This window comes from Diaphorobacter aerolatus (assembly GCF_014489535.1).
In the GTDB taxonomy this organism is placed as follows: Bacteria; Pseudomonadota; Gammaproteobacteria; order Burkholderiales; family Burkholderiaceae_C; genus Diaphorobacter_A; species Diaphorobacter_A aerolatus.
Window position 1 is genome coordinate 177,008 of the sequence record NZ_CP060783.1, and the last position, 12,943, is coordinate 189,950.

Consider the following 12,943-nt stretch of genomic DNA (forward strand, 5'->3'; position numbering starts at 1 on the left):
GGCTAGATCTCCTTCAGACGTAGTCCGGTTTTCTTGAGAATGGCGGTGGAATACAGGATGTCGCGTGACCGGCAGGCATCGCCCAGCAGAGAGGCGATGTGGTCGGCCTGGGCCTGCACGTGCTCGCGGCTTTGGCCGTGCAGCATCGCGAACAGGTTGTAGGGCCACGTGGGCAGATGGCGCGGTCGTCGGTAGCAGTGGCTTACCTCGGGCAGAGCGGCGACGATTCTTCCGAATTCGGAGACGCGCGCGTCATCAATGTCCCACACGCTCATGCCGTTGGCCAAGTAGCCGAGCCGGTAGTGGTTGGGCACTGCGCCGATGCGGCGAATCAGGCCCTGCACGAGCATCTGTGCGAGGCGCTCCTGAACGCGCTCGCCCGACACGCCGAGCATTGCGCCCACCGCGTCATATGGGCGCGTCAGCAGCGGCAGTCCCGATTGCGTGGCGGCGATCAATGCGCGGTCGAATTCATCAAGCGCCACGGCGATCCTCCCCGGTCAGCGGTTGCAGTCGCAGTTCCACGCAGAACTCTTCCTCCTTCGGGAAAAGTGCCACCTCGAAACCGGTTTGTGCTTCGATGCGATCAGCCACGTCTTTGGCCAGTTCAGGCGATTCGGCGGCGATCACGAACCACATGTTGAGCGAATGGTCGCGCCGGTAGTTGTGGGCGATCTCGGGGAACGAATTCACCGTCGTGGTGACTTCGTCAAAGCGATCATCTGGCACGGCCATGGCGGCGAGCAGGAACTGACCGCCCGCGCGCTCGATCTGGAACAGCGGACCAAAGCGGGTGAGCACGCCTTGTGTGAGCAACAGACCGAGGCGTTTGATCACCTGCTCCTCGCTCCAGCCGAGTTCGGTGGCGACGACGTCAAAGGGTCGTTCCACGAGCGGGAAATTGCCATGCAGATGCTCGATCAGCAAGGCGTCTTCAGCGGTGAGCATGTTGGTTCTCCATGGGTAGTCTCCGTTGGCATATTGGTGCTGGAATGAGGAACCTGCATAGGGGTGGCAAAACGCCGCGCACCGGTCTGCTTGAAGCGCGTGCGTGAAAACAGGATGCGACTCGCATGGCTGTCAAGGCGTGCATGGCGCGCAGCAGACGACAGCGTCTCAAGCACATTGAAACGGTCGCGGCCATGCACCATGCAATAGAGGTTGAACGGCCAGCGCTCGGCGGTTGCGCGTTGATAGACCAGCGTGACGCCCGGAAAATGTGCCAGCGCGTCGCCGCAGGCGTCGAGCATGCCTTGCGGAACGCAGAAAACCGCCATGGCATTGGCGCAAAAGCCAACCTCGTGGTGCCGCACGACAACACCGAAGCGACTGAGCGAGCCCTGATCCAGCCAGCGAGCGAGTCGCGCATGCAGTTCCGATGCCGTGCAGCCAAGCTGCCTTGCCCAGAGGTCGTAGGGGCGCTCGTGCAGATCAATTCCGTGCTCGACCAGCGCAGCGAGCGGCTGGTCATCTGGAGTGACGGGGGTTGCGACGACGTGCGTTCTGCCGGCGCGTTGCTGGCTGTGCGTGTCTCCACGGAGATCAAAGGCCGTGTCGATGCGAAACGCGCGCACCATCGGCAGGCGCAGAACCTCGATTCCGCTCGCGGCTTCGATGCGGCGCAACTGGCGCTCCACGTCTGCCATGTCCGGGCCGGTCACCACAAACCAGAGGTTGATTTCATGTTCGCGTTCGTAGTTGTGATTGACGCCCGGTTGCGCGGAAACCATGGCGGCCACCTGTTCAAGACGATGCATGGGAACCGCCATCGCAGCCAGCGTCGATGCGCCGCCGGCACCGGGCGCGAATACCCCGCCGATGCGGCTGAGTGCGCCGGATTTCTTCAGCGCGCAATAGTGGTCGAGCACCTGTTCCGTCTTCATCCCGAGTGCGCGGCCAATCATCGAGAACGGCTCATCGACCAGTGGAAAGCCGCGCTGCCATTGGTTCAGCAGGGCGATGGCGGTGCTGTCGACAAGGGTCATCGTCAGAGTCCCATGCGGTGGGCGCGGGCGGTGAAGAAGATGCCGCTGGGCGCGTTCACCGACAGCGTTGCCTGAAGCTGCTGCGTGTGCGTGTCGAACACCTGCACCTGATGGCTGTCGCGGCAACTGATCCACACCGATTGACCACGCGGCGCGAATTCCATGTGCATGACCGCCTTGCCCGGAGCAAGGGTGCTCACCACGCGCTGGCTCGGCGTGTCGATGACCTGCACCCTGTCATAGTCAGGCACCGCGAAGTTCACCCAGACCTGGCGGCCATCCGGGCGCGCCATCACGAACACCGGCTGCCCGGCCACGGGAATGCGGGTGACTTCGTTCCAGGTGGTCGTGTCTACCACCAGCACCTCGTGGCGACCAATGGCGGGCAGATATGCGTACTGGCCTGCAATCGCCCAGCCGCGCAGATGCGGCATCTTGTAGACGGGCGGGGCGTCTCGCCGCGCCCGTAGCCCGAGAGAATGCGACGGGCACGGGGTTCTTCGTCCCATAGGTCAACGAGTGCGAGACCGTCTTCGCCAAACAGTCCGGCGATGTAGTGCCGACCGTTGGGCGTGAGCAGCGCATCGTAGGGCTGACGACCAATGTCCGGCAGCGTGGTCACGCTTGGGTTCGCGGGATCGGTGCAGTCTGCGACGCAGATCGCGTTGGCATCGAAGAGGCTGTAGATGAAGCGCTGCTGCGGCAGATCGGCGAGGCCCACGACCCGCGACGGCTTGCCGTCGGCGGTGGTGGCGGGGAGGTCGGCGAGCAGCTTGAGCCTGGGGCAGAACAGTTTGACGCCGCCGGGCGTGTAGTTCTGCGCGGCGATCACATTGCCCTTGGCCGTGATCGCGCCACCGATGGAGTTGCCGGCCTGCAATACGCGCTTGGCGATGGCCTGGGTCAGCAGGTCGACCTTGGTGAGTCCACCGTCACGACCAAAGACGTATGCATAGCGCTCATCGCGCGAGAACACCACCGAGGCGTGCGAGAGATCGCCCAGACCCTGAACCCAGCCCAGCGTTTCAAAGGTCGTGGTGTTGACGATGGTGAGAGCGCCGCTCGCGCGCTCGATCACCACACCGAGATCGCCGGTGCCCCGGAGTGCGGAGGCAGCGCGAGCTGCGGGGTTCGGGGCGGTATTGCCGCCCGCTGCCGTCGAGGCAAGACCGGCAACGGGGGCGAAGCTGGCGGCCGCAGAAATCAGGGTGCGTCGTTTCATGGAGTCCTACTTCTTGGGGTTCTGCGTGGGAAAGCCGAGCGCCAGTTGTTCCGCAATCCAGTACGCATCGCGTTCGTCGAGGAGCGCCTTCCAGGGCGGCATGGGCGTGCCCTGCAGGCCGTGGGTGATGACGGCTGCGAGGTAGGGAACCGGCTTGTTCGCAAGGGCCTCTCTTGTGAGCGCCGGCCCGAGCCCTCCCGTGAGTTGCATGCCGTGGCATGAGCCACAGTCCTGCCGCACCATGTGCACGAGTTGCTGCGTGCGCTCGGGCGAGATGCCGCGGGACGCCTGCCCGAAGGCAAGCGGCGTTGCCAGGGCCGCGGCGACGAGCGAGCACGCCACGCGAACGCGAAGCACGGGTCGCTCCATGGACGCGGGACGCGCAATGGTGCAGGCAGGATGGGTCATGTCACGTGCTGCTTCAATACACGTCGTGCTGCGTGTTGTGGACGTTGAAGTGGCCGGTCGGCGTGATCAGGCGCGGATCCTTGATCACGGCCTTGAGCTTGAGCGTCTTGTCGTCCACGACGACGATGGCGCTTTGCTTGTCCTTGGCGGACCAGACCGAGAACCAGACTTCATCGCCTGCCTTGTTGAACTCGGGCTGAACGACGCGCTTGGCGCCGTCATCCTTGAGCCCGGCCCATTCGGCGATTGGCAGCACGGTGAAGCCCTTGCCCAGGTTCTTGATGTCGTATACCGCCACCGATTGCGAGAACTTGGCGTCGGGGTTCAATGGAGTGTCCGAGTACAAGTGAGTGGACTTGGGATGGCTCTTGATGAACAACGCACCGCCGCCTTGGCCCTTGAGCTTGGCGACTTCCTTGAACGCGTACTTCTTGAACTTCACCGGATCGGTGCCGATCAGCGAAATGCTGTCGTCGCCCAGATGGCCCGTGGCCCAGACCGGCCCATAGGTCGGGTGCACGAAGTTCGCGCCGCGGCCCGGGTGGGGATCTTGCCCACGTCGATGATGCCGCTCAGCTTGCCTTCCTTGGCATCGATGGCCACGACCTTGTTGCTGTTGTTGGCCGCCACGAAGAAGTAGCGCTTGGATGCGTCCCAGCCGCCGTCATGCAGAAAGCGCGCCGATCCGATTTCGGTGGTCTTGAGCGCGTCGACGTTGCTGTAGTCCACCAGCAGCGTCTTGCCGGTTTCCTTCACGTTGACCAGAAATTCCGGCTTGTAGTGCGAGGCCACGATGGCGGCTACACGCGGCTCGGGGTGATACTCCTGGGTATCGACCGTCATGCCGCGTGTGCCGACCACCTTGAGTGGCTCCAGCGTGTCGCCATCCATGATCACATACTGCGGAGGCCAGTAGCTGCCGGCGATGGCGTACTTGTCTTCGTATCCCTTGTACTTGGAGGTATCGACCGAGCGGGCCTCCAGGCCGACACGGATTTCGGCGACGTTATCGGGCTTTGCCATCCAGAGATCGATCATGTTGACTTTGGCGTCACGGCCGATCACGAACAGATAGCGTCCCGACGCCGACATGCGCGAGATGTGCACCGCATAGCCGGTCTTGACGATGTTGATGATCTTCTTGGTGTCGCCATCGATCAGCGCCACCTCGCCTGAGTCACGCAGCGTGGTCGAGAAGATGTTGGAGATGTTGTAGTTGTTCTCTTTCTTCGTCGGGCGATCCTTTGGCGCGACGAGGATCTTCCAGGTGTTCTTCATGTCCGCCATGCTGAATTCGGGCGGCGTCGGAGGATCCTGCTGGATGTAGCGGGCCATCAGGTCCACTTCCTTCTCGCTCATCTCCCCCGAGGTCAGCCAGTTGGGCATGCCGGCCGCAGAGCCGTAGGCGATGAACACCTTCAGGTAGTCCGTGCCTTTGCCGACCGTGATGTCAGGCGTGAGCGCCTTGCCTGTGGCTCCCTTGCGCAACACGCCGTGGCACCCCGCACAACGCTCGAAATAAATCTTGCGACCCAGATCGAATTCGGCCTGCGTCATCGGCGGGCCTTGGGGTTGGTGCTCTGGTACATGGCCTCGCCCGCGAGCGGCGAACCGCCCGCCTGATAGTTGACCTCGGCCTGCTGCGCATGTTTCGCGTTTTGCGCCATCGTGCTGACTGACACCGTCGCTGCTGCCGCGAGCGCGATCAGTCTGGCGATCCTCTTTGCTGTCATTGTGCGTTCCCTTGTGTCGTGGATCAGCGCATGTGTGAAGTCCTCGCCGTTGGAGGATTCATCTCGCGAGGTCGCTGTCCATTCCCTCTTTTTCTGCGAGTGGATTCATCGTCGCGCCCCGATGCATGGATGTCCTTGAACTGGTTTAAGGAGCCAATCCGGTGCGGGATCGAACATGCAGATCAAACAGAGAACGCACGAAAAAGGGACTGCGATGAACATGGTCGACGATGCAATCAGGAAGGCCCGCTCGCTGGAAGCGGCAGGCAGCACAAGCCCCGGCAGGGTGACACTGGTGGGGTCGGGCCGGGGACCCCGAACTGCTGACGCTGCGCGCCGTGAAGGCGCTGCGTGGGGCGCGGCTGGTGCTCTACGACCACCTCGTGAGCAAGGAAGTGCTGCGCTACGCGGGCGATGAAGCCGATCTGATCTACGTGGGCAAGCAGGCCGGTCACCACACCATGCCGCAGGAGGACATCATCGATCTGATGGTGCGGCTTGCACTGAGCGGGAAAAATCTGGTGCGATTGAAGGGCGGCGATGGCTACATCTTTGGCCGTGGCGGCGAGGAGGCCGAGGCACTGGCGCTTGCGGGCATTCCGTTTGAAGTGGTGCCAGGCATATCGGCGGCCCAGGGCGCGGGAGCCTATGCGGGCATTCCGCTCACGCACCGTGATCACGCGGCTACGCTGGTCTATGCAACGGGTCATCTTCGCGGCGAACACGATGCCGGGCTTGATTGGGAAGCGCTCGCAAGGCCGCGGCAGACGGTGGTGTTCTACATGGGAATCGCCAATTTGCCGGTGATCTGCAGCGAGCTGCAAAGGCACGGACTTCCGGCCTCCATGCCCGCTGCGCTGGTGGAGCAGGCGACGCTGCATGAGCAGCGCTGCATCTGCGGCACGTTGGAGACGCTGCCGATGCTCGCCATCGAAAACCATGTGCAGCCGCCCGCGCTGATCATCGTCGGCGAGGTCGTCAGCCTGCAACCCGTGCTCGCACGCGGCATGCAGACGCCGATTTCGCTGACCGAGGGCTGAAAAAAACGGGTAATGGCGAGCGTCCCGAATCCGGCGTGGGCGATCCGCTTGAAGTCACAAGGGCAGACGGTTTGAGGCATCATGGAGCCAATTTCCGAAAAGCCCAATGCAACAAGACATACTCATCAACTGGTCGCCACAAGAAACGCGCGTCGCGGTGGTGGAGCACGGAGCAGTTCAGGAACTGCACGTCGAGCGCACGCTGGAGCGTGGCCTGGTCGGCAACATCTATCTGGGCAAGGTCTCGCGCGTGCTGCCCGGCATGCAGTCGGCATTCATCGACATCGGCCTGGAGCGTGCGGCGTTCCTGCATGTGGCCGATGTCTGGCAACGCAATGAGGGCGGCGAGCCGCCGATGGCGCTGCGCAGCAAGGCCGAGCCGCTCGTGCCAATCGAAAAGCAGGTGTTCGAAGGCCAGGCGCTGATGGTGCAGGTCATCAAGGACCCGATCGGTACCAAGGGCGCGCGGCTTTCCACCCAGATCAGCATTGCCGGTCGGCTGCTGGTCTTTTTGCCGCAGGACGATCATGTCGGCGTGTCGCAGAAGATTCCGCTCAACGAGCGTGAAGCCTTGCGCAGCCGCCTTCAGGCGCTGGTCGGCGACAAGTCCACGGGCGGTGGCGGCGGCTTCATCCTGCGCACCAATGGCGAAGATGCCACCGACGAAGAACTGGCCGAGGACATCGCCTATCTGCGCAAGACCTGGGCCGGCATCCGGGAGGCCGCGCTGCGCCACGCGCCGAAGTCGCTGCTTTATCAGGACCTGAATCTGCTGCAGCGCGTGCTGCGCGATCTGGTGAGCGAACATACGCAGTCCATCCGCATCGATTCGCGCGAGCAGTTCGCCACGATGCAGGCCTTTGGCAAGGAATTCATGCCAGCGGCGGCGACCAAGCTTCAGCTCTACAAGATGGAGCGTCCGATTTTCGATCTGTATTCGATCGATGAAGACGTGGCCAAGGCACTTGGCAAGCGCGTCGATCTGAAATCGGGCGGCTATCTCATCGTCGATCAGACCGAGGCGCTCACCACCATTGACGTGAACACGGGTGGCTACGTCGGGGCGCGCAATTTTGACGACACGATCTTCAAGACCAATCTCGAGGCCGCAGGAGCCATTGCACGTCAGTTGCGCCTGCGCAATCTTGGCGGCATCGTGATCGTCGACTTCATCGACATGGCGCGCGAGGATCATCAGAACCAGGTGCTCAGCGAGTTCAAGAAGCAGCTCTCACGTGACCGCGTCAAGACCATGGTGGGCGGCTTCTCGCAGCTTGGCCTGGTCGAGATGACCCGCAAACGCACCCGTGAATCGCTTGCGCACATGCTGTGCGAACCCTGCCCGACTTGCCAGGGCGTAGGCCAGATCAAAACCTCGCGCACGATCTGTTATGAGATCCTGCGCGAATTGCTGCGCGAGGCCCGCCAATTCAACCCTAAGGAATTTCGTGTCCTCGCGGCCCCTAAAGTCGTCGAGCTGTTTCTCGACGAGGAAAGCCAGCATCTTGCAGGACTCTCCGATTTCATTGGCAAGCCGATTTCGCTGCATGCGGAAACCGATGTGGGGCAGGCGCAATACGACATCGTGTTGATGTGATGATTTATTGAATACGCAGCCGGGCTGCGATTAATCGTTTCATATGGACCTTGCAGGTCCATTTTTTGTTTTCGCCATTATTTTCGGGCTTGCGGAAAGACTACCCACGAGTCATTCATTATTCACGGCGAAATAATAAATGAGCGAAATTGATCCTGCTTGATTGCAGGTGTGAGTTTACTTTTGAATTGCTTGAAATTCACAGGTTTGCCGAGTATTTGTCTATATTCGAGAAAAATGACCAGCATATATTTTGTGAATTAACGTTCACATTCCCGAATTTTGACGCTGTCTTGGTTGAACAGGCTTTCGGGTTTTGTACTATTTGAAACACAATGAATTGCAGCCGTAGAGCCTACGCCAACAATCACGCCCGCGTTGCTCCTCAAGGTGGCCAGTCGAACGCTGAAGCCCGGTGCCTAATTGAGCAATTGTTTCTAATAAATTTATATCAATGGCGTAGTTGGATGTATGTCAATCATTTTTGGCTTTGCAGTGTTGCGGTGCATGCATTTCTGGCCTGCAAATGTATTCTGCGTAGTTGCTGGTTGAGAGGGGAGTCAAGGCATCCGAGAACATCGATGCTTGATTGTTGGTATATTAAATGAATGACAATATGGATAAAAAGCGCGTAGTTATTGCTGATGACCATCCTGCGGTTTTGTATGCACTGAATAATCTGATTGCACTGGATTCGCGGTTTGACGTGATTTCATGTACAAAAAGCGCCGCCGAGTTGATACGGTTTCTGCGAAATGAAAATCACGTTGACATCGTGGTCACCGACTTCAGCATGCCGAACGATTCCATGTATGGCGACGGCGTACGTTATGTGAAATATCTGGTGCGCAATTTTCCGGGCCGTCGTGTCGTCGTGTTTTCCGACTACATCACGCCGTCGCTGGTGTTCTCGCTGTACGACTACGGCGTCTCTGCCGTGGTGCTCAAGAATCACGAGCCGGCCGAGATGCTGCAGGCGCTGAACTGCATCGTCAGCAACCGCGTGTATTACCCGCCCGGAGTCAACCGGAGGATCTGCGCATGTTCCAGAAAAATCTGCATGCGATTTCACCGCGCGAACTTGAGGTGCTGCGCCAGTTCTCGCGCGGCTTGCCGCTCAAGACCATCGCGGCCGACCTCAATCGCAGCATCAAGACGGTGAGCACACAAAAGCGCTCGGTGATGCGCAAGCTGGACATCGCCACCGATCAGTTGCTCATGGAGTTCTGCCTGAACACCAATCTGTACTGAACGCGAGTTCAGAGAGCATGGCTACAGCCTGCGCAGACGCTCGATCGCGTCGCGCAGCGTCTCGTCCTTTTTGGCAAAGCAGAAACGCACCACGCGCTGGTCGAACTTCTCGACATAGAACGCCGACAGCGGTATGGCCGCCACACCGATTTCCCGGGTGAGCCATTGGCAGAAGTCCGCTTCGCTCAGATCACTGATACCCGAGATGTCCACGCACTGGAAGTAGCTGCCCTGGCTTGGCAATAGCTTGAAGCGGGAGTCTTTCAACCCGGCGCGGAACAGGTCGCGCTTGGTCTGGTAGAACGCCGGGAGTTGCAGGTACGGCGCGGGATCCTGCATGTAGTCGGCGATGCCGTATTGCATCGGCGTGTTGACCGTGAAGACGTTGAACTGGTGCACCTTGCGAAATTCAGCAGTCAGCGCCGCAGGTGCTGCCACGGTGCCGATCTTCCAGCCGGTGACATGGTAGGTCTTGCCGAAGCTCGACACGATGAAGGCGCGCGCCGCCAATCCAGGAAAACGGGCCGCGCTCTGATGCGCAGCGCCGTCGAACACCATGTGTTCGTAGACCTCGTCGCTGATCAGGATGATGTCCGTGGGCGCGAGCAATTCTTCGAGCTTGCGCATCTCGGCGTCCGTCCAGATGGTGGCGCTCGGGTTGTGCGGCGAGTTGATGATCAGGAGCCGCGTGCGCGGTGTGATGGCGGCAGCGATCTTGTCGAAGTCCGGACGGAAGGTGCCCGGCGTGAGTGGCACGCGCACGACCTTGCCGCCCGCGGTTTCGATGTTGGGCACGTAGCTGTCGTAGCACGGCTCGAGCACGATGGCCTCGTCGCCGGGCTGCACGCAGGCAAGCACGGCGGTAAGGATCGCCTGCGTCGCCCCGGCGGTCACCGTGATCTCGGTGTTCGCATCGTACTTGCGGCCATACAGCGTCTGGTACTTCTCTGACATCGCGTCGCGCAGCACCTGCACTCCGGCCATGGGCGGGTACTGGTTGTGGCCCGCGCGCATGGCATTGTTGACGGCATCGAGCAGTTGGGGATCGCACGCAAAATCGGGAAAGCCCTGACCGAGGTTGACGGCCTTGTGCTGCGCGGCGAGCGCCGACATGACCGTGAAGATGGTCGTGCCGACGTTGGGCAGGCGGCTGGGAAAGGTGGGGGTGCGCGGCGCGCTGTGGTGGCTTGTCATGGCACGCAAATTCTTTTTTTTGACCTGCAGATGGCGAAATGCCGGACTACGAATCCGGCGCAAGAATGGAAATCACAGCTCGTAGTCGTTGACGTGGCCAATCATCGCGCGCATCACCAGATCGCGGTTCAGGCGGTCACTGAGCAGTTCGGCAAATTTGTAGATGAAGTTGCGCAGATACGCGCCGCGCTTGAAAGCGACGCGCGCCACGTTCTGGCCGAACAGATGGCCCATGGGCCGCACGACGAGATCGCCGACGGGGTCATCGCGCATGGCCATTTCGGCGACGATGCCGACGCCCATGCCAAGGCGCACATAGGTCTTGATCACGTCCGAGTCGATGGCTTCGAGCACGATGCGCGGCTGCAGTTTGCGCGTGGCAAACGCCGCGTCGATCTTGCCGCGTCCGGTGAACGACGGGTGGTAGGTGACCAGCGGCTCGTGCGCGATGTCTTCGAGTCCGATGCGTTCGCGTTGGGCGAGCGGATGGCTGGTCGGCATGACGAGCACATGCTGCCATTCGTAGCAGGGCAGCGTGACAAGATCAGGATAGTCCGCAAGCGACTCCGTGGCCATGCCGATCTCGGCCACTTCGTCGATCACCATGCGCGCCACTTCGTGCGGCGTGGCCTGATGCAGGCTGATGTTGACCTTGGGGTAGGACTCGCGCAGCTTGGCCACCGGCAGCGGCAGCACGTAGCGCGCCTGCGTGTGGGTGGTTGCAATCGAGAGCGTGCCGCTGTCCTGCGCGCTGTATTGCTCGCCGATGCGCTTGAGGTTGGTGACCTCGCGCATGATCAACTCGATGCTTTTGAGCACGTGCTGGCCGGGTTCGGTCACGCGCTTGAGGCGCTTGCCATGGCGCGCGAAGATGTCCACGCCCAGCTCGTCCTCGAGTTCGATGATGGCCTTGGAGACGCCGGGCTGAGAGGTGTGTAGAGCCTTCGCGGCCTCGGTCAGATTGAGGTTGCGGCGCGAGGCTTCCTGCACGAAGCGGAATTGGTGAAGGTTCATAACTGAATACAGCTAAAGATTCCCTTCATTATGCTTCATTCTTTTTATTTGCATATGGATTTTGCTTCTTATACCCAAAAGTAGCCGTCCGTTGGGTGCGGGCAAATGCCGATTCCGTGCTTGATTTTGGTAAAGTAAATGAAAGTGAGTCGCATTTGCAAAAACTCGGTTTCACACAAGAATGTCTCAAGTCCAGCGTGAACGCCTGATCTTTGGCGGCCAGCGTTTTCCCAAGGTTATCCATGAAGTCGGCAGTTTCCGGTGGCTCGCAACGAGCGTACTGGCTGAAAAAATTACACGAGTGGCACTGGATCAGTTCCGCCATCTGCCTGATCGGCATGCTGCTCTTTGCCATCACCGGCATCACGTTGAATCACGCAGGGCAGATCGAATCCAGACCGCGTGTCGAATCCCGCAGCGCACAGACGCCTCCCGAATTGCTTCGGCAGCTACAGAACCTGCAGGCTGGCCTCAAGAATCAGGCGAAGTCTGCGGCGAGCCCCGAGCTTCCGGCTGCGGCGGTCGCCTTCGTCGGCAAGGAGTTCAAGGCCGACGTGTCGGGGCGAGCGGTGGAATGGAGCGACGAGGAAGCCTATGTGCCTTTGCCGCGGCCGGGCGGGGATGCCTGGTTGAGGGTGGGCCTGAAGGATGGCGCGATGGAGTACGAATCCACGGATCGCGGCTGGATTTCCTACATCAATGATCTGCACAAGGGCCGCCATACCGGCGGTGCGTGGAGTCTGTTTCTCGATGTCTTCGCGGTGGGCTGTCTGGTGTTCTGCGTCACGGGGCTCTTGATCCTGAAGATGCATTCTGAGCGGCGCCCGCTCACCTGGCCGATGGTGGGCCTCGGGCTCGTGATCCCCGCGTTGCTGGCGCTGTTGCTGACTCATTGAGTGCGTCGGCCCGCTGCCGACCAGATCCCGAATTTTGTTGAAGGAAAACCAAAGATGACGAGAAGGATTTTCAAGTGTTCCGTCGCCCTGAGCGCGGTCGTTGGCCTGCCTGCGGTCGCCGCCGGTCTGGACCTGACGGTGGGCATTCCGCAATTGCAGGTGGCCGAATACCACAAGCCCTACGTGGCCGTGTGGCTTGAGAAGGCCGAAGGGGTGTCGCCGCCAATCTCTCGGTCTGGTACGACGCGAAGATGCGCGACGCCGAGGGCACGAAGTGGCTCAAGGACATGCGCCAGTGGTGGCGTCGCACAGGCCGGGAGCTGAGCTTTCCGATTGATGGCGTGACCCAGCCCACCAAGCCCGCTGGAGTCCATGCGCTGTCGTTCGCAGAAGGCAGGAACGCGCTGCCCAGGCTCGCGCCGGGTCAGTACAGGCTGATGGTGGAGGCTGCGCGCGAGGTCGGTGGTCGCGAGCTGGTCTCGATTCCATTTGACTGGCCCGCAAAACAGCCCATCAGTCTGTCCGCCAAGGGCAGCAGCGAGCTTGGCCAGATCAAGCTCGACATCAAGCCGTGATTCACGCCCACCAAAGATTCCAACCGTC

At 60.8% G+C, this 12,943-nt stretch carries 10 protein-coding genes and 4 pseudogenes; 6 read left to right on the forward strand and 8 right to left on the reverse strand.

Going from position 1 to position 12,943, the window contains the following annotated elements:
• Nucleotides 1-2: 2 nt before the first annotated feature.
• From ahbB (H9K75_RS00875) to H9K75_RS00900, 6 genes and pseudogenes are all read right to left on the reverse strand, one after another.
• Nucleotides 3-485: a siroheme decarboxylase subunit beta gene (gene ahbB, locus H9K75_RS00875; RefSeq protein WP_187724406.1), complete on the reverse strand. Its 483-nt coding sequence runs from the start codon at nt 483-485 to the stop codon at nt 3-5.
• Nucleotides 475-948, reverse strand: a complete 474-nt coding sequence (locus H9K75_RS00880; RefSeq protein ID WP_187724407.1) for an Lrp/AsnC family transcriptional regulator — start codon at nt 946-948, stop codon at nt 475-477. The genes ahbB (H9K75_RS00875) and H9K75_RS00880 overlap by 11 nt, the downstream gene beginning before the upstream one ends.
• Nucleotides 921-1,985 carry a siroheme decarboxylase subunit beta gene (gene ahbB / locus H9K75_RS00885; protein WP_187724408.1) on the reverse strand — a complete coding sequence of 355 codons (1,065 nt, stop codon included), beginning with the start codon at nt 1,983-1,985 and terminating at the stop codon, nt 921-923. Before ahbB (H9K75_RS00885) ends, H9K75_RS00880 begins: the two co-directional genes overlap by 28 nt.
• A 2-nt stretch (nt 1,986-1,987) precedes the next feature.
• Nucleotides 1,988-3,207, reverse strand: a pseudogene (locus H9K75_RS00890) (cytochrome D1 domain-containing protein).
• Nucleotides 3,208-3,213: 6 nt separating this feature from the next.
• Nucleotides 3,214-3,615 carry a c-type cytochrome gene (locus H9K75_RS00895; RefSeq protein ID WP_226858443.1) on the reverse strand — a complete coding sequence of 134 codons (402 nt, stop codon included), beginning with the start codon at nt 3,613-3,615 and terminating at the stop codon, nt 3,214-3,216.
• Nucleotides 3,616-3,628: 13 nt separating this feature from the next.
• Nucleotides 3,629-5,348 (reverse strand): annotated as a pseudogene (locus H9K75_RS00900) (cytochrome D1 domain-containing protein).
• A gap of 220 nt (nt 5,349-5,568) precedes the next feature.
• On the opposite strand from H9K75_RS00900, the pseudogene cobA reads away from it, so the two are divergent.
• The 4 genes and pseudogenes from cobA (at nt 5,569) to H9K75_RS25325 (ending at nt 9,236) form a co-directional block, all read left to right on the forward strand.
• Nucleotides 5,569-6,388: pseudogene (cobA, locus tag H9K75_RS00910) on the forward strand (uroporphyrinogen-III C-methyltransferase).
• Between the two features lie 106 nt (nt 6,389-6,494).
• On the forward strand, nt 6,495-7,985 hold the full coding sequence (gene rng / locus H9K75_RS00915; RefSeq protein ID WP_187724410.1) for a ribonuclease G: 1,491 nt from the start codon (nt 6,495-6,497) through the stop codon (nt 7,983-7,985).
• A 616-nt stretch (nt 7,986-8,601) separates the two neighbouring features.
• Nucleotides 8,602-9,147 (forward strand): response regulator, encoded by a 546-nt coding sequence (locus H9K75_RS00920; RefSeq protein ID WP_187724411.1) that lies wholly within the window; start codon nt 8,602-8,604, stop codon nt 9,145-9,147.
• On the forward strand, nt 9,072-9,236 hold the full coding sequence (locus H9K75_RS25325) for a LuxR C-terminal-related transcriptional regulator (RefSeq protein ID WP_187724412.1): 165 nt from the start codon (nt 9,072-9,074) through the stop codon (nt 9,234-9,236). The genes H9K75_RS00920 and H9K75_RS25325 overlap by 76 nt, the downstream gene beginning before the upstream one ends.
• A 21-nt stretch (nt 9,237-9,257) precedes the next feature.
• Here H9K75_RS25325 and H9K75_RS00930 read toward each other — a convergent pair whose 3' ends face one another.
• Together H9K75_RS00930 and H9K75_RS00935 are read right to left on the reverse strand one after the other, a co-directional pair.
• Nucleotides 9,258-10,430, reverse strand: a complete 1,173-nt coding sequence (locus H9K75_RS00930) for a pyridoxal phosphate-dependent aminotransferase (RefSeq protein ID WP_187724413.1) — start codon at nt 10,428-10,430, stop codon at nt 9,258-9,260.
• A gap of 72 nt (nt 10,431-10,502) precedes the next feature.
• Nucleotides 10,503-11,444 carry a CysB family HTH-type transcriptional regulator gene (locus H9K75_RS00935; RefSeq protein ID WP_187724414.1) on the reverse strand — a complete coding sequence of 314 codons (942 nt, stop codon included), beginning with the start codon at nt 11,442-11,444 and terminating at the stop codon, nt 10,503-10,505.
• A 242-nt stretch (nt 11,445-11,686) separates the two neighbouring features.
• Between H9K75_RS00935 and H9K75_RS00940 the strand changes: the two genes are divergently transcribed.
• Nucleotides 11,687-12,340 (forward strand): PepSY-associated TM helix domain-containing protein, encoded by a 654-nt coding sequence (locus H9K75_RS00940; RefSeq protein WP_187724415.1) that lies wholly within the window; start codon nt 11,687-11,689, stop codon nt 12,338-12,340.
• Between the two features lie 54 nt (nt 12,341-12,394).
• A pseudogene (locus tag H9K75_RS00945) lies at nt 12,395-12,915 on the forward strand (DUF2271 domain-containing protein).
• Nucleotides 12,916-12,943 lie beyond the last annotated feature (28 nt).